General features: G+C 62.6%; 22 protein-coding genes and 1 pseudogene. 13 read left to right on the top strand and 10 right to left on the bottom strand.

The window, feature by feature from the left end; genetic code table 11:
* Positions 1 to 11: 11 nt before the first annotated feature.
* From V6765_RS21220 to V6765_RS21210, 3 genes are read left to right on the top strand one after another with little or no spacing between them, the layout of a single operon-like run.
* Positions 12 to 872 carry a carbohydrate ABC transporter permease gene (locus tag V6765_RS21220; RefSeq protein ID WP_448432775.1) on the top strand — a complete coding sequence of 287 codons (861 nt, stop codon included), beginning with the start codon at positions 12 to 14 and terminating at the stop codon, positions 870 to 872.
* Between the two features lie 52 nt (positions 873 to 924).
* Complete coding sequence (locus V6765_RS21215) at positions 925 to 2,835, top strand: glycoside hydrolase family 127 protein (protein WP_448432774.1); 1,911 nt, start codon at positions 925 to 927, stop codon at positions 2,833 to 2,835.
* A gap of 2 nt (positions 2,836 to 2,837) precedes the next feature.
* Entirely contained in the window at positions 2,838 to 3,935 is a 1,098-nt protein-coding gene (locus V6765_RS21210) for an ABC transporter ATP-binding protein (protein WP_448432516.1), read from the top strand.
* Positions 3,936 to 3,996: 61 nt separating this feature from the next.
* Here the strand turns inward: V6765_RS21210 and V6765_RS21205 are convergent.
* The 9 genes and pseudogenes from V6765_RS21205 to V6765_RS21165 form a co-directional block, all read right to left on the bottom strand.
* A pseudogene (locus V6765_RS21205) lies at positions 3,997 to 4,452 on the bottom strand (transposase).
* 109 nt (positions 4,453 to 4,561) lie between these two features.
* Positions 4,562 to 5,002 (bottom strand): helix-turn-helix domain-containing protein, encoded by a 441-nt coding sequence (locus tag V6765_RS21200; RefSeq protein ID WP_448432514.1) that lies wholly within the window; start codon positions 5,000 to 5,002, stop codon positions 4,562 to 4,564.
* A gap of 9 nt (positions 5,003 to 5,011) precedes the next feature.
* On the bottom strand, positions 5,012 to 6,172 hold the full coding sequence (locus tag V6765_RS21195; RefSeq protein WP_448432512.1) for an iron-containing alcohol dehydrogenase: 1,161 nt from the start codon (positions 6,170 to 6,172) through the stop codon (positions 5,012 to 5,014).
* A 72-nt stretch (positions 6,173 to 6,244) separates the two neighbouring features.
* Complete coding sequence (locus V6765_RS21190) at positions 6,245 to 8,542, bottom strand: molybdopterin-dependent oxidoreductase (RefSeq protein WP_448432510.1); 2,298 nt, start codon at positions 8,540 to 8,542, stop codon at positions 6,245 to 6,247.
* A 36-nt stretch (positions 8,543 to 8,578) separates the two neighbouring features.
* Positions 8,579 to 9,763: a mandelate racemase/muconate lactonizing enzyme family protein gene (locus V6765_RS21185; RefSeq protein ID WP_448432508.1), complete on the bottom strand. Its 1,185-nt coding sequence runs from the start codon at positions 9,761 to 9,763 to the stop codon at positions 8,579 to 8,581.
* Positions 9,760 to 11,274: a tripartite tricarboxylate transporter permease gene (locus tag V6765_RS21180; protein ID WP_448432506.1), complete on the bottom strand. Its 1,515-nt coding sequence runs from the start codon at positions 11,272 to 11,274 to the stop codon at positions 9,760 to 9,762. The genes V6765_RS21185 and V6765_RS21180 overlap by 4 nt, the downstream gene beginning before the upstream one ends.
* A 10-nt stretch (positions 11,275 to 11,284) precedes the next feature.
* Positions 11,285 to 11,761, bottom strand: coding sequence for a tripartite tricarboxylate transporter TctB family protein (locus tag V6765_RS21175; RefSeq protein WP_448432504.1), 477 nt, complete (start codon positions 11,759 to 11,761; stop codon positions 11,285 to 11,287).
* 93 nt (positions 11,762 to 11,854) lie between these two features.
* Complete coding sequence (locus V6765_RS21170) at positions 11,855 to 12,823, bottom strand: tripartite tricarboxylate transporter substrate binding protein (protein ID WP_448432502.1); 969 nt, start codon at positions 12,821 to 12,823, stop codon at positions 11,855 to 11,857.
* Positions 12,824 to 12,882: 59 nt separating this feature from the next.
* The gene (locus tag V6765_RS21165) at positions 12,883 to 13,620 is read right to left on the bottom strand and encodes a GntR family transcriptional regulator (RefSeq protein WP_448432500.1); all 738 of its coding nucleotides are present in this window, start codon (positions 13,618 to 13,620) and stop codon (positions 12,883 to 12,885) included.
* A 72-nt stretch (positions 13,621 to 13,692) separates the two neighbouring features.
* On the opposite strand from V6765_RS21165, the gene V6765_RS21160 reads away from it, so the two are divergent.
* Genes V6765_RS21160 through V6765_RS21150 form a run of 3 tightly spaced genes read left to right on the top strand, consistent with a single transcriptional unit; the run spans position 13,693 to position 16,789 of the window.
* Entirely contained in the window at positions 13,693 to 14,271 is a 579-nt protein-coding gene (locus V6765_RS21160) for a hypothetical protein (RefSeq protein WP_448432498.1), read from the top strand.
* On the top strand, positions 14,268 to 15,875 hold the full coding sequence (locus V6765_RS21155; RefSeq protein ID WP_448432496.1) for a rhodanese-like domain-containing protein: 1,608 nt from the start codon (positions 14,268 to 14,270) through the stop codon (positions 15,873 to 15,875). Before V6765_RS21160 ends, V6765_RS21155 begins: the two co-directional genes overlap by 4 nt.
* Positions 15,872 to 16,789, top strand: coding sequence for an NAD(P)-dependent oxidoreductase (locus tag V6765_RS21150; protein WP_448432494.1), 918 nt, complete (start codon positions 15,872 to 15,874; stop codon positions 16,787 to 16,789). Before V6765_RS21155 ends, V6765_RS21150 begins: the two co-directional genes overlap by 4 nt.
* 141 nt (positions 16,790 to 16,930) lie before the next feature.
* On the opposite strand, the gene V6765_RS21145 is transcribed toward V6765_RS21150, so the two are convergent.
* On the bottom strand, positions 16,931 to 17,623 hold the full coding sequence (locus V6765_RS21145) for a GntR family transcriptional regulator (RefSeq protein ID WP_448432492.1): 693 nt from the start codon (positions 17,621 to 17,623) through the stop codon (positions 16,931 to 16,933).
* 136 nt (positions 17,624 to 17,759) lie between these two features.
* Between V6765_RS21145 and V6765_RS21140 the strand changes: the two genes are divergently transcribed.
* The 7 genes from V6765_RS21140 (at position 17,760) to V6765_RS21110 (ending at position 26,123) form a co-directional block, all read left to right on the top strand.
* A complete protein-coding gene (locus V6765_RS21140; protein WP_448432490.1) occupies positions 17,760 to 18,872 on the top strand; it encodes a sugar ABC transporter substrate-binding protein in 1,113 nt (370 codons plus the stop codon).
* Between the two features lie 63 nt (positions 18,873 to 18,935).
* Entirely contained in the window at positions 18,936 to 20,495 is a 1,560-nt protein-coding gene (locus tag V6765_RS21135; RefSeq protein WP_448432488.1) for a sugar ABC transporter ATP-binding protein, read from the top strand.
* Entirely contained in the window at positions 20,492 to 22,549 is a 2,058-nt protein-coding gene (locus tag V6765_RS21130; RefSeq protein ID WP_448432486.1) for an ABC transporter permease, read from the top strand. The genes V6765_RS21135 and V6765_RS21130 overlap by 4 nt, the downstream gene beginning before the upstream one ends.
* Positions 22,550 to 22,560: 11 nt before the next feature.
* A complete protein-coding gene (locus V6765_RS21125) occupies positions 22,561 to 23,358 on the top strand; it encodes an SDR family oxidoreductase (RefSeq protein ID WP_448432484.1) in 798 nt (265 codons plus the stop codon).
* Positions 23,355 to 24,296 (top strand): 3-hydroxyacyl-CoA dehydrogenase, encoded by a 942-nt coding sequence (locus V6765_RS21120; RefSeq protein ID WP_448432482.1) that lies wholly within the window; start codon positions 23,355 to 23,357, stop codon positions 24,294 to 24,296. The genes V6765_RS21125 and V6765_RS21120 overlap by 4 nt, the downstream gene beginning before the upstream one ends.
* A 4-nt stretch (positions 24,297 to 24,300) precedes the next feature.
* Positions 24,301 to 25,227 (top strand): 3-keto-5-aminohexanoate cleavage protein, encoded by a 927-nt coding sequence (locus V6765_RS21115; RefSeq protein ID WP_448432480.1) that lies wholly within the window; start codon positions 24,301 to 24,303, stop codon positions 25,225 to 25,227.
* 17 nt (positions 25,228 to 25,244) lie between these two features.
* Positions 25,245 to 26,123, top strand: a complete 879-nt coding sequence (locus tag V6765_RS21110) for an SMP-30/gluconolactonase/LRE family protein (RefSeq protein WP_448432478.1) — start codon at positions 25,245 to 25,247, stop codon at positions 26,121 to 26,123.
* The last annotated feature ends 164 nt before the right edge of the window (positions 26,124 to 26,287 follow it).

Below are 26,287 nucleotides of genomic sequence, written 5' to 3'. Positions count from 1 at the left end.
TCGATCCAACCATGGCTGCGGCACCGACGCGCCGGGGCCGGTTCCGCATTCATCGGCTGATCTTTCATGTGACGGCCGTGCTCGTTGCCGCGTTGTTTCTGGCGCCCCTGGTCTGGTGCATCCTCGCCAGCTTCCGCTCGCCCGCCGAATCCGGAAAGCCACCGCTGCCGCCATGGCCGACCGATGGCTTCAGCCTGTCGAGCTATGCCCGGCTCGATGGTTATGGCCAATCGGTGCTGCACTATATCGGCAATTCGCTGTTCGTCGCGCTCGGAACCGCGAGCCTGACCATCCTGGTCGCGATCCTCGCGGGATACGGGTTTTCGCGCTTCCGCTTTCCGCTGCGCGGTGTGGTCTTCATCCTGATCCTGTCAACGATGATGGTCCCGTTCCAGTCGATCCTGACGCCACTGTTCCTGCTTCTCGCCAAACTCGGCCTGCAGAACAAGCTCGTCGGGCTGGTGCTGATCTACACCACGCTCCAGCTTCCCTTCTCGGTGTTCATGATGCGCAATGCATTCGATGCCGTGCCGAAGGAAATCGAGGAGGCCGGACGCATGGACGGCGTCAAGGGCGTGCGGATGCTGATCCAGGTCATGGGGCCGCTGGTTCTGCCGGGTGTCGTCACTGTCGGCCTGTTTGCCTTCCTCAACGCCTGGAACGAGTTCCTGGCCGCGCTGGTACTGCTCACCGACCAGACCAAATTCACCCTGCCGGTGCTGATGACGTCGGTCCGCAGCGGCCGGTTCGGCTCGATAGACTGGGGCACGGTTCAGGCCGGCGTCACGGTGATGATGATCCCCTGCATGATCCTGTTTCTCATTCTTCAACGCTCTTACATCCGCGGCCTGACGGCTGGCGCGGTCAAGTAACCCTATCGCTTCAGGAAAGGCTTTTCCGATGAACGAAAGTGCTCCAACCCAGATGATTGACGTATTGGCGCCGAAGTCCAAGTTCCGTCCGCCCGCAGTAAACCAGATTAACGTCGGAGGCTTCTTTGGCCCGCAGATCGACATGATCGCCACCAAAACGGCCAGGCTTCTGTTCGACCGCTGTATCGAAGCCGGCATGCTCGATCAGGTCGATCCCGACCGGCCCAATCCAGGTCTGAAGATTCCCTATCAGGACGGAAATACGGTCACGACGCAGATGTTCTGGGATTCCGATTTCGGCAAGAGCATTGAAACGGCAGCCTATGCGCTCAACCGGAAACGCGATGCGGAACTTGAAGCCCGGATCGACGAAGTCGTTAATGCCTACGCCCGCTTGCAGGCCGATGACGGCTATCTCAATTCGTTCTTCCTGCGCATTGAACCTGGCTCACGCTGGGCAAATCTGCGCGATCAGCACGAGCTCTACAATGCCGGTCATCTGATCGAAGGCGCCGTCGCCTATTATCAGGCGACGGGAAAGCGGAAGCTCCTCGACATCATGTGCCGCTACGCGGATCTGATCGACCGGACTTTCGGTCCGAAGGCCGACCAGAAGCATGGCTATCCCGGCCACCCGGAACTGGAGCTGGCACTTGTAAGGCTTGGCCGCGCCACCGGCGAGCAGCGCTATCTTGATCTTGCCAAATACTTCGTCGACGCGCGTGGTCAGCAGCCGCATTATTTTGATGCGGAGGCTGTGGCCCGCGGTGGATCGCCGGGTGACTTCCACTTTGGGAATTACGAATATTGCCAGGCGCACAAGCCGGTGCGCGACCAGCGTGAGGTCGTTGGCCATGCGGTCAGGGCGGCCTATCTTTATGCCGGAATGGCCGATGTCGCCACCGAGTTTTCCGACGACAGCCTCGACCCGGCCCTTGAGGCTCTATGGTCGCATCTGACCGACCGCAACCTCTATGTCACCGGCGGCTTCGGTCCTTCCAAAGACAATGAGGGGCTTACCTTCGATTATGACCTGCCGAATGAAACGGCCTACGCGGAGACCTGTGCTTCCGTTGCGCTGGTGTTCTGGGCAAGCCGCATGCTGGGCCGCGCGCCTGATGCCCGATTTGCCGATGTTATGGAGCGGGCGCTTTACAACGGTGCGTTAGCGGGCCTGTCCGCGGACGGCACGCATTTCTTCTACGATAACCCGCTGGAAAGCTACGGCGACCACCATCGCTGGCGCTGGCACCGCTGCCCCTGCTGCCCGCCCAACATCTCCCGCCTGATCGCCTCGATCGGCACCTATTTCTATGGCGTGGCCGAGGATGAACTGGCGCTGCACCTTTATTGCCAAAATACCGCCGAGTTCGAAATTGCCGGCGCCAGAATTGGCGTAGCGCAGGAAACGGTTTATCCGAAGGATGGCCGGATCACGGTGACGCTGACACCGGAGACACCCGTTGAGTTCACCCTTTCCCTGCGCGTGCCGGGATGGGCCAAGGGCTTTTCACTCGCTGTCAACGGCGAAGCGTCCGATGCAAAGCCCGAAAACGGCTATCTGCGCCTCCAGCGTCGCTGGACGGCGGGCGACAGGGTTGAACTGGACCTGCAGATGGAGCCGGAAATGCTCTACGCCCATCAGAAGGTCGCGCCCGACCAGGGTCGCGTTGCACTTCTGCGTGGCCCTCTGGTCTATTGCGTGGAGGAGACCGACAACAACGCTCCGCTCAACGCCTATGTGCTGAAGGACGACGCTCGCATGCGCCTTGATCATGCCGAAGGGCTTGGCGATGCTGTCGCGCTCGAGATCGAGGCTATTTTCGAAAGTCAGCCAACCGATGCGCTATACGTCACAACGCCGCCGGAGCGGAAATCCGCCAGCTTGAAAGCCATACCCTATTATCTGTGGGACAATCGCGCGCCGGGCGCAATGCTGGTCTGGCTGCGAAGGGAGGCGTGACCATGAGCCAGGCAGAACGACTGAAGCCGGATCGCAATCCATCGGGGCTGGCGCTCAGACGGGTTTCCAAGTCCTTCGGGGCGGTGCAGGTCATCCATGATGTCAACCTGGACATAGAAGGCGGCGAGTTCGTCGTCTTCGTCGGCCCATCAGGATGTGGAAAGTCGACCCTTCTGCGGCTGATCGCCGGCCTTGAGGATGTCACAAGCGGGGACGTGCTGATCGCAGGCACGGATGTGACCGATGAAGACCCGTCAGACCGCGGCATCGCAATGGTCTTCCAGACCTATGCGCTCTATCCACACATGAGCGTGGCCCAGAATATGGGTTTTGGCCTCAAGGTCGCCGGGCGACCGAAGGCGGAGGTCGAGGCCAAGGTGCGACAGGCTGCCGATATCCTGAAATTGACGGACTATCTCGACCGCCGGCCCGGCCAGCTTTCCGGCGGCCAGCGCCAGCGTGTTGCCATCGGCCGGGCGATCGTGCGCGATCCGGAGATTTTCCTGTTTGACGAACCGCTCTCCAATCTCGATGCGGAGCTCAGGGTCGGCATGCGCATCGAAATCGCCCGGCTGCACCGTGAACTCGGCAATACGATGATCTATGTCACCCATGACCAGACCGAAGCGATGACGCTTGCCGACAAGATCGTCGTGCTGCGCGGCGGCTATATCGAGCAGGTCGGCTCACCGGCGACGCTTTATGATGACCCCGACAACATGTTTGTCGGCGGTTTCATCGGCTCGCCAAAGATGAATTTTCTCGCCGGCGTCATCAAGGGCGACCATATTGAAGTCGCCGGCGCCACGCTGCCCTGCCCGAAGCTTGAAGCCAAACCTCGGGACGGAACCCGCGTTTCAGTTGGCATTCGGCCGGAGCACTGGCAGCCAGCAAGGGATGACGAAGACGGACTGCCGTTCACGGTTGACTTCGCTGAATTTCTCGGCGGCTCAAGCTATCTCTACGGCACAATCGGCGGCACAGCTTGCACGGTAGAGGTGGAGCGAACCGAAATCGTTGACGCTGGTTCCATCCTGCCACTGCTTGTCCAGGCCGAGCATGTATATGTTTTCGGTGAAAACGAGGCCCGGATACGATAGATGAACTGATGCGCGGCCTTGGTGAAGGGGGCAGAAACGGCGAACAGAACGTCAGCGCGTTTCAGTTTTTAATGGAAGCGTATCCAGCATTTGCAAGGTAATTTGCGCACTCTTGCGGTTTGATGGTCGTAACAAGGCCTCCTATGGCACGCCATGTTTCCTCGACGGTTCGCTTCTGGCCCATACGCATCCAGTGTTTGATCTTGGCGAATGCCTGTTCAATCGGATTGAGATCGGGCGAATAGGGCGGCAGGAACCATAGCCTTGCGGATCGCGGCTGACTTGTGGCTGCCGAGATTGTCTATGACGACGATATACCGGGCTTGAGAGCGGGCACGAGGATCTGCTCGACATAGGCTTGGAAGCACTGGCCGTTGATCGGACCGTCGAAGACGCAAGGGGCCGTCAGCCGGTCGCAGCGCAACGCGCCGATCACGGTCAGGGTTCGCCAATGGCCATACGGCGCAAAGCCGCGAAGGTGTTTGCCGCGTTTGCCCCATCCCCGGAGCGGGGCCATATTGGTCTTGATCCAGGTTTCATCGATGAACACCAGCCTGCCGGGGTCGAGGCCAACCTGCAAAGTCTGCCAGCGTTGACGCCGTCTGGCGATGTCGGCGCGCGCCTGCTCAAGGACGAACAGTATCTTTCTTGAAGCTGAGGCCCTCGCGCCGCAGGAACTTCCAGATCGTATCGTGCGAGACCTTTACCCCACGCGCAGCCAGTTCATCCTTTAACCCATGCAGCGTCAGATGCGAGGTCTGGTTGATGCGCTCGATGATGAAGGCCCGGTGCGGCTCCAGAATGCGCTTGCGATGGCCGCCCATCTTGCCGGGCGCCACCGAACCTGTGGCACGGTAGCGCTGCGACCACTTCACCGCAGCAGACACGGAAACCCCAAAGCGGGAAGCGACCGCGCGGCAGCTCTCGCCATCCTCAATGGCAAGAACCACGCGCTTTCGAAGATTATCGGAAAGAGGTGCCATCATCAGATGCTGGCCTCCTGCCCAGCCAGCATCTTGAATCACAAGATCAGCAAAAAGGGGAATCCCTTTGATTTCGTCAAACACAGAATCGCTCTAATAGGCTTCGCGATAAAGCCTTGCTGCATCGGCTTCGTTGAGATCGGCGGGATTGTTGATCAGCAGGCGAGTCTGCTTCATCGCGTCACGCGCGAGCATCGACAGATCCTGCTCGGGGACATCGACATCCCGTAATCTGAGCGGCGCTCCCGACTGCTCCATCAGCGCCTGCATTGTCGTGACGAATTGTGCCGCGCGCGCCTGGATGCCCTCGTCCTTTGGCTTACAGATCACGTCGGCCAGTTCTGCGTAAAGCGGCGCAGCCGCCCTCATGTTGAAACGGAGCACCGGGCCCAGCATCAGGGCATTGGTCAAACCGTGCGGCAGATGGTAGCGGCCACCCAGGGGATAGGCCAGTGCATGCACCGCGCCGACAGGACTGTTGGCGAACGCCTGTCCCGCAAGCGTCGAGCCCAGCAGCATGGCCTCGCGGGCGGCGCGGTCCTTACCGTCCGTGCAGGCCCTGATAAGATTGGCAGACATCAACCGAAGCGCTTCCCTTGCAAGAAGGTCGGAAACGGGGTTTTTCTTGTGCCTTCCGGTATAGGCCTCGATCGCGTGAACCATGGCATCGATCCCGGTCGCCGCCGTTTGCGGACGGGGCAGTCCAACCGTCAGTTCGGCATCAAGAAGAACGCGGTCGGCGTAAAGCTGGGGCGCCACGATCCCCATTTTCTCGCTCTCGCCGGTGGTCAGGATGCTGATATTGGTCACCTCCGATCCGGTCCCCGCAGTCGTCGGTATCTGCACCAGCGGAACGCGACCGCCAGCAATTTTGCCGATGCCGTAGAGCTCCCCCAGCCGCTGTTCGCTCGCAAGCATCACGGCTGCAAGTTTCGCTACATCCATGGACGAACCGCCGCCCAAGCCGACGACGATATCCGCCTCTGCTTCCCGACCTTGGGCAACACCGTCCATCAACACGCTTTCAGGCGGATCGGCTATCACCGCATCGAATATCGTTACCTTGAAGCCGGCTTCGTCCAGCGATTTCAGGGCGGGCGCGAGAAGGCCGGACTCCCTCAGAAACCGGTCGGTGACGAGAAGCAGAGACCGTTGTGAAAACCAGTCGCCCAGAAGCGTCCCCAGGCGTGACGCACCGCCCCATTCGAAGTGGAGCGCCGCAGGCATATGAAAGGTGAAGGATGCAGGTTCCATGACTGTCTCTTGCGGGTGCGGGACTTGTTCACAGCGCGAGCCGCCGACGCTGAAGGCCGAATATGTCGCGGCCTATTGGTTTTTATCGTCAAGCGCCCCGATATCGGGCGGGTCCAGCGCTCTGACGGGAGCCGGATCGGCGACAGGCCCGGAAAGCCTCACGAGGCAGGTTTGCGCCGAACATCCCTGTGTCAGCGAAGATGTGCCTCGATCCAGCGTCAAAACATTCGGGTTGCCGTGTCGCTCGCCCCCTGCCCCGTCCGGATCGTACCAGGCGCCGGTCGAAAGCTTGACCACGCCCGGCATGATATCCGCCGAAACCCGGGCACCGGCGAGCGCCCGCCCGCGTTCATTGCTGAGTTCCACCAGATCGCCAGTCACGATGCCGCGCGCGGCGGCGTCGGCTTCGCTGATCATGACCGGCTCGCGACCGGCGATCTTGCCTGCCCGGCTGTGCGCGCTGGCATCAAGCTGGGAGTGAAGTCGGCGAGAAGGCTGATCGGACAGCAGGTGAAGCTGGTCGGCTTCGGCCTCGCCAAGCCATTCCGCCGGCGGAAACCAGCTGGCATGGCCGCGGCAGTCCGACAGGTCGAAGCCTGCGATCTGCTTGCTGAAAAGCTCGATTTTGCCTGACGGCGTCGGCCTTTTATGGGTTACCGGATCGTCCCGGAAGGCTTCCATCATGACCGTCGGCCGCGCCTCGCGCGCGAGCAGCACCAGCCCCTCCTCCCAGAAATCATCAAACGCCGGAAGTTGGCAGCCTTTGCCGGCAAGCCGTTGGCGCGTTTGCTCGTAGATGTGGTGCAGCCAGTCGATTTCGGTGCGTCCTTCGGTGAACGCTTCAGTGATATCAAGCCTCTCGGCCAGCCCGCAGAAGATTTCGTAATCGCTGCGCGATTGCCCAAGACTTTGCGCGGCCTGTCGCATGGCCACGAGATGGCCCTCGCGCGTGGCAAAGCCGATATCATTGCGCTCCAGAACGGTATTGGCCGGAAACACGATGTCGGCGCGGCGGGCCGTCGGCGTCCAATACTGTTCATGGACGATGATCGTCTCGGGTCGCGCCCAGGCCCGCTCCAGCCGTTTGAGATCCTGATGATGATGGTAGGGATTGCCGCCAACCCAGTAGATCAGCCTGATATCGGGATAGCTGTGGGTTTGCCCCCCGTATTGAAACGGGCCGCCGGGATTTTCCAGCATTTCGGTGATCCGCGCGACCGGGATGAAGTCGCGGACCGGGTTCTTTCCCTGATCGAGCGTCGGACCGGGAACGGCCGCAAACGGGCTGCCGAGCGCATTTGTCGTGCCGTAGCCGAAACCAAATCCGCCGCCCGGCAAGCCGATCTGGCCGACAATGGCGGCCAGCGTGACCAGCATCCAGCAGGGCTGTTCGCCATGGCTTGCCCTTTGCAGCGACCATGCCATGTTCAACATCGTGCGCGTGCCCGCCATCTCGCGGGCGAGCGATTCGATGCGTTCGGCCGGAACGCCCGAAATCGCCTCGGCCCACGCCGGCGCGCAGGGCTCGCTTCCGTCACGCCCCATCAGATGGGCCTCCACCCGATCAAAACCGGTGCAGTGGCTTTGCAGGAAAGCCCGGTCATGCAAGCCTTCACGGACAATGACATAGGCGAGCGCCAGCATCACGGCCGTGTCGGTGTTGGGGCGTATCGGTATCCACTCGGCCTCGGGCACATCGAGATTATCGCGCACCGGGCTGAAATTGACGAATCTCACCCCGCGCTCGCGCATCGCCTGAACGCCGCTGCGGGTGAAGTGCGTGCGCACCCCGCCGGGCGAGACCTGGGTATTCTTGCGCGGAATGCCGCCGAAGGTCACGAACAGTTTCGTATGTTCGGCCATCACGTCCCAGGTCGTATGTTCCGCCATCAACCCCTTCATCGGCCCGATGATATAGGGCATCAGCGCATGGGCGGCGCCAAGGCTGTAAGTGTTCACATGCGGCACATAACCGCCGAGACAGTTCATGAATCGGTGTACCTGGCTCTGTCCGTGATGGAACCGCCCCGCGCTGGCCCAGCCATAGGAGCCGGCGAATATCGAGGCATTGCCGTGTTCATCGATCACGCGACTTATCTCGGCGGAAGCGAGATCGAGAGCCTCGTCCCACGGAACCTCGACCATCCGCTCGCCGCCGCGTTCGCCGGGCTCTGCGCCCGGTCCATTCTTCAGCCAGCCTTCGCGCACCGCCGGACGCTTCACCCGCAGAGCGCGCAGCTCGGGCTGGTCAAGATCGAGACCGATGCCCGCCGGATCCTCATCGTCGGCGAGCGGCCGGGCGCGCACCGAGCCCGAAGCGTCGGTGTCGACCTCGAAAATCCCCCAATGCGATGAGGTATAGCGTGGCATCGCGCCTTTCCTTTTCTGACACTCTCAGGCCTTGTTTCAGGCCGTAACCTCAAGTTTCGGCGAACGCTTCAGGACATCATCGTTGAGCGCAATGCCGAGCCCCGGCGTGTCGGGAACATCGAAATAGCCGTCGCGGGGCTGAAGGTCGATATCGCAGAGTTCGACATTATAGGCCTTCATGGCATGGCTGTGATGCTCATGGATCAGAAAGTTCGGGATTGCCGCCTCAAGATGCAGCGAGGCCGCCGTCGCCACCGGGCTGCCGCAGACGTGAACCTGCACGGTCACGTCATAGATATGCGCGTAGTCGCACATCTTCTTGGCTTCGGTAAGGCCGCCAACCAATCCGATGTCGGGCTGCAATACCTCCAGGCTCTGCTCTTCGAGATAGGGCCGCACGCCCCAGCGGGAGAAGATGCGTTCACCGGCCGCAAGCGGGATCGTCGTGCGCCCGGCCACATAAGACTGCATGCGCGAATTGGTATAGCTGACCGGTTCCTCGAAATAGTAGATGCCGAACTCCTCAAGCGCTTCGATGAGTTGCACAGCGGCAGGGCCGCTTGTCAGACTGTGCACCTCGAGAATGATCTCCCCTTCCGGTCCCAGCGCCTCGCGCACGGCCGCCATGCGGTCGCGGAACAGATCAAGCTGGGAGCGCGTGAAATAGGTGACATGGCGGTCGAGGCGGTTGCCTTCTGCATCCATGTTGATCGGGTCCACCTTGACGCAGGTGAAGCCTTGCGCGCGGGCGGCGCTTGCCGAGCGGCCATAGTCCTCGGCCGAACCAAGCTGCAGATAGGTGTCGCCCCAGCCAAGCTGGAGCTGGCTGGCATAGGTGCGCAGGCGATCGCGCGTCTTGCCGCCCAGAAGCTGGTGGCACGGCACGCCGAGCGCCTTGCCCTGAATGTCCCACAGCGCGGTGTCGATACCGCTCAATCCGGCGAGGACATGAGTGTTTGCGGACTGTCCCCAGAAACTGCCGCGATAGACATTCTCCCACAGGGCCTCGCGCCGCATCGGATCGGCGCCGATGAAGAAACGTTCGGCAATTTCCCGTGCCGCCTGCGCTCCGGCCGCATGTCCGATGCCATAGGCCAGTCCCACCTCGCCGACGCCGGTCAGGCCTTCATCGGTATGGACGCGCACCAGAACCGGGTGCCACGGGATCGCGATCCCGTCGGGCATCTGGACGTCGAATATTTCCACCTTGCTGATTTTCATGGGCGGACACCTTTTCTGGAAGAATTGAAGGAACGCAGATAGCGCAGGAGCGGGACCACGATGGCGACGAGCGTCAGGGCTAGGATCACCGCGGAGAAGGGTCGGGTCACAAACGGCAGATAGGAGCCTCGGCCGTATTCGAGGGCGAGGCGCAACTGCTCTTCGGCCATGGGGCCGAGGATAATGCCCAGGATCAAAGGCAGGATCGGAAAGCGCGCCACCCTCAAACCGTAGCCGAGAACCCCGAACGCCAGCAGCGTGTAGACGTCGAACATGCGGTTGTTCAGGACATAGCTGCCAATGACGCAGAGCACGAAAATGACGGACACGATATACTGCGTGGGGATCGTCAGCACCCGGATGATCGTGCCGATCAGCAGGTGATAGAATATGGTGCAAAACGCGAAGGACACGAAGAAGGCGACAAAGATGAATGCGACATAGTCGCCGTTCATCACGAACAGCAACGGTCCGGGTTCGACATTGTGCAGCATCAGCGCCGATAGCAGCATGAGCGTCGAGGCATCGCCCGGAATGCCCAGCGTCAGCATGGGAATGAGCGAACCACCCATCGAAGCGTTGTTGGCCGCCTCCGGCGAGACAATTGCCTCGGGCAATTCTCCTGTTCCAAACTTCTCGGGCGTCTTCGAACTCGCCCGCGCCTGACTATAGGCCAGTATGTTGGACAGACCCGGCCCGACGCCCGGCAGAATTCCGATCCCAATGCCGATCAGCGTGGAGCGCAGCAGCGCCCATTTCACGCTCAGAACCTCTGTAAAGGCGCGCGCGAACTCCGGGAGCTTGAAAGCGGTCTGCAGCCGGTTCACCGTCGCGCCGATGCGGTCCGTATCGAGAACGAGCTGCGGCAGTGCGAAGGCGCCGACCAGAGCGGGCAGCACATTGATGCCGCCTTCGAAAGCGGCGACGCCAAAGCTGAAACGCGATGCGCCGACGCCAGTCGAATAGCCGATCATCGAAAGACAGACACCGAACATTGCAATGGCCACCGCCTTGAGCGTGTCGCCCTCCGAAAGGCTGGCAATGGTGAGAAACGTGAAAATAACGATGGCGAAATATTCCCACGGGCCGAACTGCATCGCAAAACGCGACAGCGCGGGCGCAATCAGCACCAGCGCCAGACCGCTGATGACGCCGCCGATCATCGAGGCGTAGACGCCGAGACCGAGGGCGCGGGAAAGCTGCCCCTTCTTGGCCATCGGATAACCGTCGAGACAGGTCGCGGCCGCGGCCGGCGTGCCCGGAATGTTGAGCACGATCGCCCCGACCAGCCCGCCCGAGATGGCGCCACAATAAACGCCCATCAGCAATCCGATGGAGCTCTCGAAATCCATCGTGAATGTCAGCGGCACCAGCAGCGCCAGCGCCATGGTGGATGTGAGGCCCGGAATGGAACCGATGACGAGACCCGCCGCCACGCCGGCCGCGATCATCACCAGCAGCATGGGGTTTGCCGCCAGATCGCCGAGGGCCGAAAAGATATAACCGCTCATGATCCTTGCCTCATCCGCCCAATGTCATTTCAGGGAGAAAACTCTCCAGCCCGTAGACGACCACGAGATAGACGAACGCCGTCACCGCAACCGCGACCAATGCGGAGATCGCCAGGGATCGCGCATCGCGCTTGCCCAGAAGAAATGCGGTCGCCGTCATGAAAATGACCGAGGAGAGCATGAAACCGAGCGATCCGAAGGCCAGAACGAAAAGGACGGCGGCGATAAGGAACAGTACGCGCCGGCGACTGAAAATTTCGCCCCAGGCGGGGATGTACTGATCGGCGAACCGCTTGCTCCAGACGACGGAACGGATCAGCAGAACCGCGAACAGGACCAGCGTCGCCACGATGAAGACCATCGGAATTGTGCGCGGCGAATAGAACTGGCTGACATTCGTGGCGCTCTGGATCTGCGGCAGTTGCGCCGCCAGCCCGAGCACGAGCAGGGTAAGCCCGCCCGTTATCAACAGGTCGATGGATTTCATGAGTTCTTCCCGAGTGATCTGACGACCGCCGCCGTATGGCCACGGCGGCGGTGAGAGAGCCGCTGAGAGCGCGGCTCGCGCTTCACGCTCGCGTCACTGGACCGAGTACTTCTTTATCAGATCCTTGTAGACCTTCATCTCGGCCTCGTTATAGGCTTCCACTTCGGCGGCATCCTTGTACATCGCCTGAAAGCCCTTTTCCTCGAGCGCCGCGGCACACTCCTCGTCGGTGGCGGCCTTCTCCCAGGCGTCTCGCAAGACGTTCAGCGCTTCTTCAGGCGTGCCCTTGGGCGCCCAGGTAATGATGTTGACGCCGTAGGACACGTCGACGCCCTGCTCCTTGGCGGTCGTCGCGTCAGGCATCTGCTCGACGCGTTCGTCGGCAAGTATGGCGATGGGCTTGAGCTGGCCGGCCTCGATGTAAGGCTTGGCGGTCGCGAGATCCATCGTGGCAAGGTCGAGATTGCCCTGAAGGATGGCCACCACGCGGTTCTTCGATCCGGCGAGACCGATGATCTGTGTCTGAGCGATATCCATGTCGTCGGCTTCCATCACGATCAGGGACGCGAAATGCGAAAGCCCGCCGAGCGCTGCGCCGACCTTCAGCTCGCCCGGATTTTCCGCGATATAGGCCTTCATGCCGGCAAGGTCGTCGAACGGAACGTTGGCGTTTGCGAACACACCCCATGGACCAAAGGCCGCCTGGGCAACCACGTCGTAATCGGAAGGCGCGTGCTCGGTCACGCCGCGCGCCGACAGCGCATGCAGCGACTGATGCTGCCACAGCAGCTTGTAGCCCGTCGGACGCTCCTTGACGACGGTATCCTCGGCCACGGCGCCGGCACCGCCCGTAATGTTGCGGACGAGCACTTTTTCCGGAAGCACCTTGTCGAGGCAGCCAGCGAAAACGCGCGCGGAGATGTCGGACCCGCCGCCCGGGGCATAGGCTGCGATCAGTTCGATCGGCTTGCCGGGGAATGTCTGTGCACCGGCCATCGGCGCCGTCATGGCTACCGCCGCCACCGCAACCGTGGCACTCAGAGTTTTCGCTTTATTAAACATGGTTCTCCTCCCTTTGTTGTTTTGATTGAACTGCTCCCTCAGTCCGAAACATCGGCGTCCTAGCGCTTCACTTCTCCCGTTTCGGACTGAATGACTCCGGTCTCGTAAGCCGTCTCGAAAGCCCGCGAGGTGTGCTGCATCAGGGCCTGCGCCAGCCGCGCGCCATCGCCGGCGCGGATGATGTCGATGATTTCGCCATGCTCGGCGTTGGATCGCTCCTGACGCTCCCGCGTGCGCTGGCCGATGGCAAAACACAGATAGATTCGCATCTGCAGGTTCATCGCGATCTCGCAGAGCACGGCGTTGTTGCTCGCTTCGATGATGGCCTCATGGAAACGGCGGTTGATCTTGGCCCATCCAAGCATGTCGCCGGCTTCGCACAGACGGCCCATTTCCTCGTGATAGCGCTGGATCTCCGCTAGTTGCGCCTGCGTGATCCGCTCCACAACCTGCACGGCCATCTTGTCCCACAGCCACCCCATGACCTCGACAAGCTCTCCGGCCTCGCGCGCGTCAGGCAGGCTCAGAACAGCCCCGGCATTCGGGCGGGTTCTCACGAGACCGCGGGCGGCAAGCATCTTTATCGCCTCGCGCAACGGCGTGCGCGATACGCCCAACACGTCGCTCAACGCCTTTTCGGTCAACCGGTCGCCGCCGCGAAGCTCGCCCGTGGCGATCAGGTCATTGATCATCTCGACCACCCGTTCCGGGAAGGGTGTCACCTGCATTTCAGCCAGTGTGGAAAGCCCGTTATTGCCACTCATCACCATGATCGCCTGTCCGTCTTTCAATCGCATATTGCATACAATATACGTAAATGGTAATGGATTGCATACAATATGCAACAGCTTTTTTGAGTGGAGGACAAAATGACTGTGGAACAGAACCGTCATGCTGCGGTAGCCGAGACGATCGACAGGGTCCGCGCGATCTGCGGATCCGGCGACATGAGCCGCGACAAACTGGGGCGGATTGAAGAGGTGCTGCTGGAGCTCGCCGCGCAGGAAGACCTTTTCCCCGACAGGGAATTCGGAATTCCGGCGGACGAGAAAATTCGTCTCTATCGCCTGGCAGAGGACCCGGACGGCGGCTTCGCGCTTTACCTTCACGCGGCCAATGTGCCTGCCGAAGTCGCTCCGCATAATCACGCGACCTGGGCCGCCATCGCGGGCATCGGCGGCGAGGAGACAAACTTTCTCTATCAGCGGAAGAATGGCGACGCACCGGTTCTCACCGGCCAAAAGCCAATCCGGAAAGGCGAGTCGATCTCACTCATGCCCGACGACGTCCATTCCATTCGCGCTGGGGGAAAGGAACCGCTGAAGAACCTGCATCTTTATGGCCTCGCCATGGAGAAGCTTCACGACCGGGAATTCTGGGACGCCGGGCGCGCAGTCTGGACCCAGGTGCCGCCGACCTCCGGCATCATCGAACGGAGGTCCGCATGACGCAGCGTCTGACCGCTACAGAGGTCCGCAATCTGGCCGCAAAGGGCGGAGAATATGCATTGCTGGATATGCGTGAGGAAGGCGATTTCAGCGAGAAGCGTCTTATGCTGGCCTCCTGCCTGCCGCTCAGCCAGCTGGAGCTGCGCGCCCGCTTGCTGGTTCCGCGCCTCTCCACGCCTGTCGTCATCATGGATGGTGCCGGCGAGGGACTCGCGGAAGTCGGCGCCGATCGGCTTTCCGCGCTCGGCTACGAAGACATCGCCATCCTCGACGGCGGGGTTTCGGCCTGGGAGGCTGCGGGACTACCGGTCTACAGCGGCGTCAATGTTCTGACGAAGGCCTTCGGAGAGGTCGTTCACCGTCAGTGCGGCACGCCGGACATATCCGCCAGTGAACTCAAGGACTGGATTGATGACGGCCGGGATCTCGTCATTCTGGATGCGCGCCCCTATGCCGAATATCACGAGCACACCATTCCCGGTTCGATCTCCGTTCCGGGCGCGGAGCTGGCGGCCCGCGCGGCGGAACTTGCCCCCTCGCCGGATACCACCATTGTCGTCAATTGCGCAGGCAGGACCCGCTCCATCATCGGCTGCCAGTCATTGATCAATGCGGGCATCCCCAACAGGGTGCACGCCCTGCGCAACGGCACGATGGGGTGGAAGCTGGCGGGTTTCATCCCGGAAACCGGGGCAACGCGCAATGCGGCCGCAAGCGAAACGCTCGACGCCGACGCGCTGCGCCTTCGCGCGCGCAATCTTGCGGAAAAATTCGGCGTCGCGATGCTCAACCCGCAAGACCTCGAAGCATTGAAGGCACCTGGAGACCGCAATGTCTATCTGTTCGATGTACGCACGCCCGACGCGTTTTATGCCGGGCATGTGGCGGGCAGCGTAAACGCCCCCGGCGGACAACTGGTGCAGGCCATGGATGACTATGTCGCCGTGAGAAACGGCATTGTTGTGCTGGTCGACCCACTGCTCATGCGGGCGGTCATGACCGCCTCCTGGCTCAATCAGGTGTCCCAATGCGAGACTTATGTCCTCGATCCTTGTCCTCCGCTTGGCGAAACCGGCAAGCCAAAATCGGCCGTCCGCAACTTGCCGGCGATACCCCCCATGACAGTTGCCGATCTGGCGGAACAACGGCGCACGAATGCGACAACGGCAGTCGTTGACTATTCCGTTTCTGTTCGCCATCGCGAGGGCCACATTCCGGGCGCCTTCTGGGCGGTACGCGGACGCGAAGCCGCGCTCGCCGAAGCCCTGGGACCCATCGACCAGATCGTGCTGACCGCTGAGGACACGGACCTGTTACGGCTGGTTGCTCCAGAGATCGTCAAGGCAACAGGCGCGGTTGTCTCCTGCCTCGCGGGAGGCATCGAAGCCTGGAAGGACGCGGGCTACCCGCTCGAAACCGGCATGACAAAGCCAATCGGTCCGGTGAATGACGTCTGGTACAAGCCTTTCGAGCTGGACGACCCGCAAGCCGAGAGAAAGGCGGCCGAAGCCTATCTGAACTGGGAGGTCGAGCTGACCGAAAAGGTTGCCCGCGACCTTGTCGATTTTCGTCCAATGACCGCTGCAGGAAAGCATGAAGGATGAGCGCAACCCGGGTTCCGCTTCTGTGCTTGATCGACCTGCCCGCCGAGGCGGTCTCGGCCCTGCGGGAGCGCTATGAACTGCTGCAGCCCGAAGACGGCGCCTTCGATCGCTGTCGAGGCATTGTTACCGGCTATGGCGGAAAGGTGGACGCGGCCCTGCTGACGCGCTGCCCGAGCATCGAGATCATCGCATGCTTCACCTCCGGTCGTGATATGGTCGATACCGGGGCAGCTTCCCGGAAGGGTATCGATGTCGTCTCGAACGGGGCGGCGCTGGCAGGCTCGGTCGCCGATCTGGCCCTTGCCTTGATGCTTGCAAGCGCGCGTGAACTGCCCGCGCTTGATGCCCATGTCAGATCCGGCCGGTGGCGCGAGAAGCGCTACCGCCCGGGCATACTTCTGTCCGGGCAGCGGCTCGGGGTCGCGGGCTACGGCGCTATCGGCCAGGGTATCGTCAACCGCGCGATGGCCTTCGGCATGAAGACGGCGACGTTCACGCGCCGACCGCCGTGCGACAATGCTGTCCGGCATTTCAGCGACCTCAAGGTTATGGCCTCCTGGGCAGACTGGCTGGTGCTGGCCTTGCCCGGCGGCCCCTCGACCGACGGCATCGTGAACGAGGACGTGCTGAAGGCGCTGGGAACCGATGGCACGCTCATCAATGTCGGTCGCGGTTCCCTGGTGGACGAAGCGGCCCTCATCGGGATGCTCGAGACCGGCCAGATCAGAGGCGCCGCGCTCGATGTCTTCGAAGATGAACCGACGCCGAATCCCGCCTTCGCCAAGCTTGAGAACGTCATCCTTTCTCCGCATCAAGGCGCAAACACCTCCGCCGCGCTTTCGCTCAGGAGCCAAGCCCTGCGTGAGATGCTCGATAACAAGTTCCATGATGCGGCGGGCAAGCAGAACGATTGAATGCGAGCCGCCGCAAAGCAGGAATATCGGGGTCCGATAGCCGCGCTGGAGATAAACCATGGCGACGAAGCGTAGGCGCAAGACCGATGCCTTCGAGGCGATCCACAGTGCGGTCGCAGGCATGGCAGCGGTGCCCCGGAACTACTGCGCCAGAGTGTGATCAGATCGGGGCCCGCTTTCTTGCAGCGTTTTGAGGAGCACTCCATACGCGCTGTCAATATCCTCCCGCAGGGCAGAGACGGCGCCCACGGCATCGCCCGCGCAGATTCGCTCATACAGAGCGCGGTGCTGCCGGTTCGAGGCCTTGTAGTGACCATGGCGTTGCAGCAGGTGGAACTGCGGATTGATCCGGAGCCAGAGCGTGCCGATGATCTCAAGCATGAGCGCGGAGCCCGCCTGCGTGTAGATCGCGAAGTGGAATTCGTAGTTGCGGTGGATGAAGTCGCGCACCTGCCCCTTGGCTTCCGCATCTTCCATGCTTTCCAGCAGGGCCTCTAGTTTAGCCTCGAACGCCGGCGTCCGGTTCGCGACAGCCCAGGTGACGGCCGAGGCCTCGATCTCGGAGCGGACTTTACGCAGGTCCTCAAGCTGTCGCACACCGAGCAAAGGCACGCCGATCGACCGACCGGACACGACCGTCAGCGCTCCGAGCGCCATTAGCCGGGAAATCGCCTCGCGCACCGGCATCGGGCTGACATTCAGCGCCTTGGCGATGCTCGCCACGGTGACCGATTCTCCCGGAGCGATCTCGCCCTGGAGGATCAGGTCGCACAGGCGCTGGTGCACCAGCGCCTGAAGCGTCTCCTTTTTCAACGGCGTCACGTTTTCGAGCATGGTGAATCCTCTTGTTCCACAAACAAGGCTACGAAATTTCCCATCAAAGAGAAAGAGGTTTTGACTTTTGATCAAAGATATTTAATCTCTAGTCCTGTCGGGTGACCTGGAGAGTCGCCTATCAAGGGAGGAAGCCATGATTGGACGTTTATTAGCCGGCGCAGCCTGCGCCATCGGTCTTGCAGGGGCAGTGCAGGCGCAGGACGCCGAGCCCTATAAGATATTTCTGTCGATGAGCTACATCGGCAATGACTGGCAGGCCGAAGCCTCGAACATGATCAAGGCGCTGGCCGCATCCGAGGATTACAAGGACCGCGTCGACCTTGAGGTGCAGGTTGCCGGCCCCAATGCCCAGCGCCAGATCCAGCAGATCAATGCCATGGTGCAAGCCGGCGCCGATGCGATCGTGGTCTACCCGATCTCGCCCACGGCATTGAACAGCGTGGTGCGCAGCGCCTGCTCGCGCGGTGTGACGATCATCGCCTACGATGCCGAGATCACCGAGCCCTGCGCCTACAACGTCACCATCGATCAGGCCGAAGCGGGTCGCAAGACCGCCGAATGGCTGGTCGACGAGATGGGCGGCAAAGGCGACGTGGTGATGGTAACCGGCGTTCCCGGAACATCGGTCGACACCGCCCGCACCTCGGCAGCCAAGGAAGTGTTCGCTGAACACGAGGGCATCAATGTCGTCGGCGAGGCCGTGGGCATGTGGAGCCAGGCGGTGGCGCGGACAGAGCTCAACAAGCTGATGGCGACCCGCGACTGGTCCGATATCGACGGGCTGTGGATGCAGGTCGGCTGCTACACCGCCAACGCCATGCAGCTCGAGGCGGGCCAGGCGCGCGAAGACCTTCTGCCTTGCGCGGGCGAGGGTTCGAACGGCGGGCGCATCCAGATGCTGCCGGTCGATGCCGCAGTTGACGGCGCCGCAACGCCCTATGCGCCGATGGGCGCGGCGCGGATTTCCTATGCCTCGCCGCCTTATTCCGGCGCGCTGGCGCTGAAGCTGGCGGTCGACAAGCTCGACGGGGCGGATATCCCGCAGCACACCACCCTGCCGCTGCCGCTGGTCACCAACGATACGGTCGAGTTGTGCGAAACCGGTAGCTGGGAAGAACAGAAGGCAGGCTGCAACGCCTTCCAGCCAAGTCTGGTTTCAAACCCGGGTTGGTTCGCCTCGATCTTCTCGGAAGAGCTGCCGCAACTCGGGTTGAATGCCGCGCTTGTGGGCCAGCCTGAGCGCTGAATCTGCGCCCCGATCCGGCGGCAGTTTGCCGCCGGACCCCTTCACAGCATTCTCGAGGACGCCATGTCATCCGCACCCGCTGTCGCGGTCTCCGGCCTGACCAAGGCCTACGGGCCGACCGTTGCCAATGACCAAGTCGAATTTTCCGTTGCCAAGGGCCACGTTCATGCGTTGCTGGGCGAAAACGGCGCGGGCAAGTCGACCACGATGAAGCTGCTGTCGGGCCTCGTGCGGCCGGACGCCGGCAGCATCCGCATCGACGGGCGGGAGGTCACGTTGCGCTCGCCGCGCGACGCCCATGCGGCGGGCGTGCAGACCGCCTTCCAGGAACTGACCCTGGTGCCCGACCTGACAGTGCTCGATAACATGCTTCTGCCGCGCGCGCCCTGGACGCCGCTCGGCACGCTGAACCGCGGCCGCACCCGCCGCGCCGTATCCGCCCATTTCGAAGCGCTTGATCTCGCCGTTGACCTTGATGCGCATGCCAGCGAACTGACCCTCGCTGCGCGCCAGAAAATCGAGATCGCCCGGACACTCTATCGCAAGCCACAGATCCTGTTGCTGGACGAACCGACCTCGGCCCTTTCGGGCAGCGACGTCGACTGGCTGGGGCGCATCATCGCCGATGCGGCGGCGCGAGGGATCACGGTGCTGTTCATCTCGCACCGCCTGCCCGAAGTTAGGGCTTTTTGCGACACGCTCACCATCCTGCGCAATGGCCACTCGGTGCATTCGGCGAAGGTCGCCGATGTCACCGATGCCGAAGTGGTCGAGATGATCATTGGACGTTCGGTCGAGAACGCCTTCCCGCCGCGGCGCGACCCGCGCGACAGGCATGGTGAAACGCCAGTCCTGGCGACGCGCGGCCTGTCGGCCGGGCCAAAGCTCAAGGAGGCAGATATCGCACTTCACCAAGGCGAGATCCTCGGCATCGCCGGGCTGCAGGGCATGGGCCAGGAAGCGTTGTTCTCTGCTCTTTTTGGACAGGAACACCTAAATGCGGGTCATGTGGAACTGGATGGCGCTCCCCTGCACCTGCGCTCGCCCGCCGACGCGATGCACCCGTCCGTCGCCATCGGGCTCGTGCCCGAGGAACGCAAGACACAGGGCCTGTTTCTCAAGCTTTCCGGACGGCAGAACGCCAGCCTGCCGGTGCTGGACCGCTTCCGTCGCGGCCCGCTGCTGGATGATGCAGCCGAGGCGCGCGCCGCCGCCGGCGCCTTTACCGCCGTCGAGGTCGACGGACGTGCGCATTACCTGCCCGCCGGCGCGTTTTCGGGCGGCAACCAGCAGAAGATCGTGCTGGCGAAGTGGCTGGTGGCGCAAAGCCGCATCCTGCTGCTCTTCGACCCCACGCGCGGCATCGATGTCGGCACCAAGGAACAGCTTTACGCGCTTCTGCGCGCCTATTCCGACGCGGGCGGCTCCATTCTGCTGCATTCGACCGAGATTCCCGAACTGGTGCACCTCTGCGACCGGGTCGGCGTGCTTTACGAGGGCCGCGTGAGTCGTTGGCTTGAAGGCGACGGCCTGACCGAGAAGGCCATTATGGAAGCAACGCTTGGGGGCAGCGATCCGCTGCATGCCGATATGCACCGCCCCCGTAAGGAGATCCCGGCATGACCGATCATCCTGTTGACTCTGTCCGGCATACCACTCGGTGGCCGGGCCTGCGCAGCCTGAAACGCAGCCAGGCGGTCATCGTCGCGGCCCTGGTGTTTGCCGGGCTCATGATGCTGAACAGCTTTCTCAGTCCCTACCCGCTGAGCTATTTCGACATTTCCTTTCTGGCAAGCGGCGGGGCCACCACCGCCATTGCCGCCGCCGGGCAAACGCTGGTGATCCTTTCCGGCGGCTTCGACCTTTCTGCAGGCGCCGTGGTATCGCTGGTCAACGCGGTCCTTGCGACCTCGATGGACCCAACCAACGCTGCGGCATCCGTGCCGCTTTGGACGGCCATCGGCATTGCGATCGGCATGGGCGTCGGCGCGGTGAACGGTTTTTTCGTCGCGTTCATGCGGTTGCAGCCGATCGTGGTGACGCTGGCGGTCATGTTCATCGTTCAGGGCGTGACCCTTCTGGTGATGGCAATGCCCGGCGGCTTCATTGCACCTTCCCTGGCAACCGTCTATCTCGGTGACACGCTGCCGGGCCTTTTACCCGCGCCGCTGACGCTGCTTGGCATTCTGATCCTGCTATGGCTCTGGCTCAAGCGCACAGCCTTCGGCGTGACACTTTATGCGGTGGGGAGTGATCCCGAGGCCGCCCGCGCGACAGGCCTTCATACCCGCGCAGTGATTTTCTTTACATACATGCTTGCAGGCGGACTCTACGGTCTGGCCGGCGTGTTTGTCAGCGCCCAGACCGGCAGCGGTGATCCGCTGGTCGGCAACGCGCTGCTGCTGCCGACCTTTGCCGCCGTCGTCATTGGCGGAACCCGGCTCGGCGGCGGCAAGGGCGGCATTCCCGGCACGATTCTCGGGGCCTATATCCTGATGATCGTGGTGAACCTGCTGCTGTCGCTCAACGTCTCGGCCTATTACGCCACCATCGCGGAAAGCGCCGTGTTATTGATCGCGGTTCTGGCGGGTTCGATGAGCAAGGACAGCCCGCTATCGCAGCGCTTGCGTGAGCTGAAGGACGCGCTCGCCGCACGCCGTAGGGGCTGGCTGGTGTCGCAACGACCGAAGGCGGATCGCAGGCTCGCCTTCACGCAGCCTGCAGACGCCGCGCTCAAGCTGAGCTTCTTGCAACGCCACGGCGCGACGCTGCGGCATGCTCTCCCCGCATGGATCTGCCTCGTCCTGGTACTGATCGCGACGCATCTGGTTCTCGGAGGCGTGTTTACCGGATGGCGCTACTGGGACTCGCTGCTGGTACTTTCAAGTTTCCTCGCCATTCTGGCGCTGGGACAGGGCGCTGTGATCCTGACCGGCGGGCTCGATCTGTCGCTGCCATGGTGCATCGCGCTGTCGGGCGTGTTGATGACCGGGCTTGTCGGCGGTCAGGACGCAGGTCTTCTGATCGCGCTGCCGGTGGTCTTTGCCGTGGCGGCGCTGATCGGGCTGGCGAACGGGCTCGGCGTGGTGGCGCTGGGGCTTTCGCCGATCGTGGTGACGCTGGCGATGAACGGCATTCTGCAGGGCGCAGCGCTGATCTGGTCCGGCGGCACGCCGGCGGGCTTTGCCCCGCCCGCGCTGCGCTGGCTAATGACCGGGAAGATCCTTGGCGTGACCCCGGTTATCCTGTTCATGATCGCCTTTGCCGCGCTGGCGATCCTGCTTCTGGGACGTACTGTCTTTGGTCGCCACGTTTATGCCGTCGGCAATAGTGCGCTCGCCGCGCGTCTGTCGGGCGTGCGAAGCGGGCGGGTGATCGTCTCGGTCTATATCCTGTCGGCGCTTTGCGCTGCGCTGGTCGGCATATTACTTGCAGGCTTTTCCGGACAGGCGAGCCTGGGCATGGGCGACGACTATCTGCTGCCCTCCATCGCCGTCGTGGTTGTCGGCGGCGCGCTGATCACCGGCGGACGCGGGCATTACGCCGGCATGCTGGGCGGCGCGCTGCTGCTCACAGCGATGCAGACGCTGCTTGCGGGCACTGCGCTGCCCTTTGCCTTCCGATCCGTGTTCTTCGGCCTCGTCATCCTGATGGCCGTTATCGCACTGCGCGAATGAAGGAGATTGCCATGAACGACACCCCCCGCATGATTTTGCCCGGCCTTTCCGGAAAACGCATCGCGATCAGCGCAGGCGCAGGCGGAATCGGCCTCTGCATCGCCCGCGAGCTCGCCCGCCAGGGCGCCCGGCTGGCGATCTGTGACGTCGATCCAGCGGCGCTGGAGGCTGCCGCCGCCGCACTTGGCACCGAAGTCGCGATGCTGGCCGACGTCTCGGACGAGGATCAAGTCGCGGCATTCTTCAAGGCCATAGAGACCGGCATGGGCGGGCTCGATGCGCTGGTGAACAATGCCGGGATCGCCGGCCCGACCGGCGGCGTCGATACGATATCAACCGCCGACTGGCGACGCTGCATCGATATCTGCCTGACCGGGCAGTTCCTCTGCACCCATTATGCCGTGCCGATGCTGCGCGCGGCGGGTGGTGGGGCCATCGTCAATATGTCCTCCTCCGCAGGCAGGTTCGGCTACGCCTTTCGCACCCCCTACGCCTCGGCCAAATGGGGCGTCGTGGGCTTCACCCAGAGCCTTGCCAAGGAGCTGGGCCCCGACAATATCCGCGCCAATGCAATCCTGCCCGGCATCGTCGCCGGGCCGCGCATCGAAAAGGTGATCGCCGCCCGTGCCGAGCAGACCGGCATCAGCCACGAGGCGATGACCGAGCGCTATCTTTCCAATGTCTCGCTGCGGCGCATGACCCCGCCGGCGGATGTCGCCGACATGGCCGCCTTCCTGATCGCCGATACCGGCCGCAACCTGTCGGGGCAGAGCTTTCCCGTCGACGGCAATGTGGAGACGCTGTCATGACCACCCCCGTCGCCTGCGTCGGCACCGGCCTGATCGGCCGCGCCTGGTCCATCGTCTTCGCCCGCGCCGGCCACGAGGTGCGGCTCTGGGACGAGAACGCCGAAGCGCCGCATGCCGCGCGCGCCTTTGCTGCGGAGATGCTGCCCGAGCTGGAACGGCTCGGCCTCATCGATTGTGACCCCGAGGAGGCGCTTGCGCGCATCCGCCCCGTCGCCACGCTCGAAGAGGCGCTGGAGGGGGCGGAACACGTGCAGGAAAGCACGTTCGAGGAGATCGGCGTGAAGCGTGCCATCTTCGCGCGGCTCGACGCGATCGCAGGGCCGGAAACGGTTCTGGCCTCGTCGTCCTCCGCTTTGCTGCCGTCGGCGATCTCCGAGGGACTTGCGGGGCGTCGCCGGGTCATGGTCAACCACCCGATCAATCCCGCCTATCTGGTGCCGGCGGCGGAGCTGGTGCCCGCGCCATGGACCGATCCGGCGCTGGTCGAGCGCACAGCGACCATGCTGCGCGCTGCGGGAATGCGCCCCATCGTCATGCAAAAGGAGATCGATGGCTTCGTCATGAACCGGATGCAGGGTGCGCTGTTGCATGAGGCTTTCCGGCTGGTTGCCGATGGCTATGCCAGCGCGGAGGACATTGACATCGGCCTCAGCGAGGGACTTGCCCTGCGCTGGTCGTTCATCGGCCCGTTCGAGACGATCGACCTCAACGCCCCCAAGGGCGTGCGGCAATATGTCGAACGTTACGCCGGCATTTATGACGGCCTTTCCGAGCAGCGTCCCGCCGACTGGCGCGGCGCCGTGCTGGACCGCATCGAGGCAGAGCGCCGCGCCGCGCTTCCCGCAGAAAACATCGCCGACCGGCAAGCCTGGCGTGACCGGCGGCTCATGGCACTTGCCGCCCACAAACGGCAGGCCGCAAACGAAATCGGAAACTGAGACCATGCCTGACAAAGTGATCATTACCTGCGCCGTGACCGGCGCCATTCACACCCCGACCATGTCGCAATACCTGCCGATTACCCCCGACGAGATTGCCGAGGCCGCCATCGGGGCTGCCGAGGCCGGGGCCGCGATCCTGCACCTGCATGCGCGCGATCCAAAGACCGGCAAGCCCGATCAGTCGCCGGAAGCCTTCGCACCCTTCCTCGGCCGCATCAAGCAGTCGACCAACGCGGTCGTGAATATCACCACCGGCGGCTCGCCGTACATGACCGTGGACGAGCGCACCAGACCGGCCGCACGGTGGTCGCCCGAGGTCGCCTCGCTCAACATGGGATCAATGAATTTCGGCTTTTTCCCGCTGTTGGCGAAATACAAGGAGTTCAAGCACGAATGGGAACGTGAGCACCTGGAAGGCTCGCGCGACCTGGTGTTCCGCAACTCGTTCAAGGATATCGAATATGTGCTGGAGACCTGCTACGGCAACGGCACCCGCTTCGAGTTCGAATGCTATGATATCTCGCATCTCTACAACCTCGCCCATTTCGCCGATCGCGGGTTGGTCAAGCCGCCCTTCTTCGTGCAGTCGGTCTTCGGGCTTCTGGGCGGCATCGGCACCCACCCGGAGGACGTGATGCACATGAAACGGACCGCCGATCGGCTGTTCGGCAGCGATTTCCGCTGGTCGGTGCTGGGCGCGGGCAAGGACCAGTTCCGCATCGCCGCCCAGGCGGTGAGCATGGGCGGGAATATCCGCGTGGGGCTCGAAGACAGCATCTGGATTGCCCGCGGCAAGCTCGCGGAGAGCAACGCCCAGCAGGTCGCCAAGGCGCGCGCCCTTGTCGAGGGGTTGGGGCTTGAGATCGCCACCCCGGACGAGGCCCGCGCAATGCTGGCGCTCAAGGGCGGCGACGCGGTGAATTTCTGACAGGGAGGAAGACGGTTATGAAGATCGACATTTTGCTGGACGTAAAGACCACGCTGGGCGAAGGTCCGGTCTGGGACGTGGAAAGCCAGCGGCTCTATTTCATCGATTCGATGGATGGACGGGTGTTCCGTTGCACCGCCGAAGGCACCGAGTTGCGCGCGTGGGACGTGCCGGGCAAGATCGGATCCATGGCGCTGCGCAAGGATGGTTCCGGCGCCATCGTGTCGCTGGACAAGGGCTTCCATCTGCTGGATTTCGAAAGCGGCGACTGCCAGTTGCTGTACGACCCCGAACCGGGAATGGATACAACTCGTCTCAATGACGGCAAATGCGACCGTAGGGGACGGTTTTTCGCCGGTTCCATGGATATGATGGAGGAAGGCCGGAAAGGCGCGCTCTACCGGGTCGACCCGGACCTCAGCGTCACCAAGATCGATGACGGCATCATCTGCTCGAACGGGCCCTGCTTCTCTCCTGACGACAGCACCTTCTATTTCACCGACACCTGGACCGGCGAGGTCTGGGCGTATGACTACGACATCGAGACCGGCGCGGTCTCGAACCGTCGGACCTTTACCAAGGTCGACACCGAGAACGGCGGCGCGGCGGATGGGGCAACCGTCGATGCCGAGGGCTATTACTGGCTGGCGCTGGTCTACGACGGACGGCTCTGCCGCTACGCCCCGGACGGCACGCTCGACCGCGAGATCGAAATGCCGGTAAAGAAGGTAACCAGCGTACAGTTCGGCGGGCCGAACCTCGATGTGCTCTATGTCACCTCGATGGCCAAGCCCCCGCTGCCGCGCTTTCCCGGCGACGGCGTTCTGCGCGGAAGCCTGTTCGCAATCACGGGGTTGGGAATAAAGGGGCTTCCCGAACCACGCTTCGGCGGTTGACGGGCGGCGCCAAGGCGTGATCCAGCACATGGCGATTTCTAGTTGGGGCCGGAACAAGAGCAGTTCAAAATCCTGCGCTAGACCGTGCGCGGCGAAACCGGTTCCGATCTTCAGACCAAGGCGCTACGGGCCGTCAGGTGCCGCATCCCCCGGCGGCGGGGTGG

The organism is Martelella sp. FOR1707 (assembly GCF_053484265.1).
This window is presented reverse-complemented; position numbering and strand designations above follow the sequence as displayed.

Bases quoted from the DNA above. Each gene is read 5' to 3' on its own strand.
- V6765_RS21220 (WP_448432775.1), top strand. From the start codon at position 12: ATGGCTGCGGCACCGACGCGCCGGGGCCGGTTCCGCATTCATCGGCTG.
- V6765_RS21215 (WP_448432774.1), top strand. From the start codon at position 925: ATGATTGACGTATTGGCGCCGAAGTCCAAGTTCCGTCCGCCCGCAGTA.
- V6765_RS21210 (WP_448432516.1), top strand. From the start codon at position 2,838: ATGAGCCAGGCAGAACGACTGAAGCCGGATCGCAATCCATCGGGGCTG.
- V6765_RS21195 (WP_448432512.1), bottom strand. From the start codon at position 6,172: ATGGAACCTGCATCCTTCACCTTTCATATGCCTGCGGCGCTCCACTTC.
- V6765_RS21190 (WP_448432510.1), bottom strand. From the start codon at position 8,542: ATGCCACGCTATACCTCATCGCATTGGGGGATTTTCGAGGTCGACACC.
- V6765_RS21185 (WP_448432508.1), bottom strand. From the start codon at position 9,763: ATGAAAATCAGCAAGGTGGAAATATTCGACGTCCAGATGCCCGACGGG.
- V6765_RS21180 (WP_448432506.1), bottom strand. From the start codon at position 11,274: ATGAGCGGTTATATCTTTTCGGCCCTCGGCGATCTGGCGGCAAACCCC.
- V6765_RS21175 (WP_448432504.1), bottom strand. From the start codon at position 11,761: ATGAAATCCATCGACCTGTTGATAACGGGCGGGCTTACCCTGCTCGTG.
- V6765_RS21170 (WP_448432502.1), bottom strand. From the start codon at position 12,823: ATGTTTAATAAAGCGAAAACTCTGAGTGCCACGGTTGCGGTGGCGGCG.
- V6765_RS21165 (WP_448432500.1), bottom strand. From the start codon at position 13,620: ATGCGATTGAAAGACGGACAGGCGATCATGGTGATGAGTGGCAATAAC.
- V6765_RS21160 (WP_448432498.1), top strand. From the start codon at position 13,693: ATGACTGTGGAACAGAACCGTCATGCTGCGGTAGCCGAGACGATCGAC.
- V6765_RS21155 (WP_448432496.1), top strand. From the start codon at position 14,268: ATGACGCAGCGTCTGACCGCTACAGAGGTCCGCAATCTGGCCGCAAAG.
- V6765_RS21150 (WP_448432494.1), top strand. From the start codon at position 15,872: ATGAGCGCAACCCGGGTTCCGCTTCTGTGCTTGATCGACCTGCCCGCC.
- V6765_RS21145 (WP_448432492.1), bottom strand. From the start codon at position 17,623: ATGCTCGAAAACGTGACGCCGTTGAAAAAGGAGACGCTTCAGGCGCTG.
- V6765_RS21140 (WP_448432490.1), top strand. From the start codon at position 17,760: ATGATTGGACGTTTATTAGCCGGCGCAGCCTGCGCCATCGGTCTTGCA.
- V6765_RS21135 (WP_448432488.1), top strand. From the start codon at position 18,936: ATGTCATCCGCACCCGCTGTCGCGGTCTCCGGCCTGACCAAGGCCTAC.
- V6765_RS21130 (WP_448432486.1), top strand. From the start codon at position 20,492: ATGACCGATCATCCTGTTGACTCTGTCCGGCATACCACTCGGTGGCCG.
- V6765_RS21125 (WP_448432484.1), top strand. From the start codon at position 22,561: ATGAACGACACCCCCCGCATGATTTTGCCCGGCCTTTCCGGAAAACGC.
- V6765_RS21120 (WP_448432482.1), top strand. From the start codon at position 23,355: ATGACCACCCCCGTCGCCTGCGTCGGCACCGGCCTGATCGGCCGCGCC.
- V6765_RS21115 (WP_448432480.1), top strand. From the start codon at position 24,301: ATGCCTGACAAAGTGATCATTACCTGCGCCGTGACCGGCGCCATTCAC.
- V6765_RS21110 (WP_448432478.1), top strand. From the start codon at position 25,245: ATGAAGATCGACATTTTGCTGGACGTAAAGACCACGCTGGGCGAAGGT.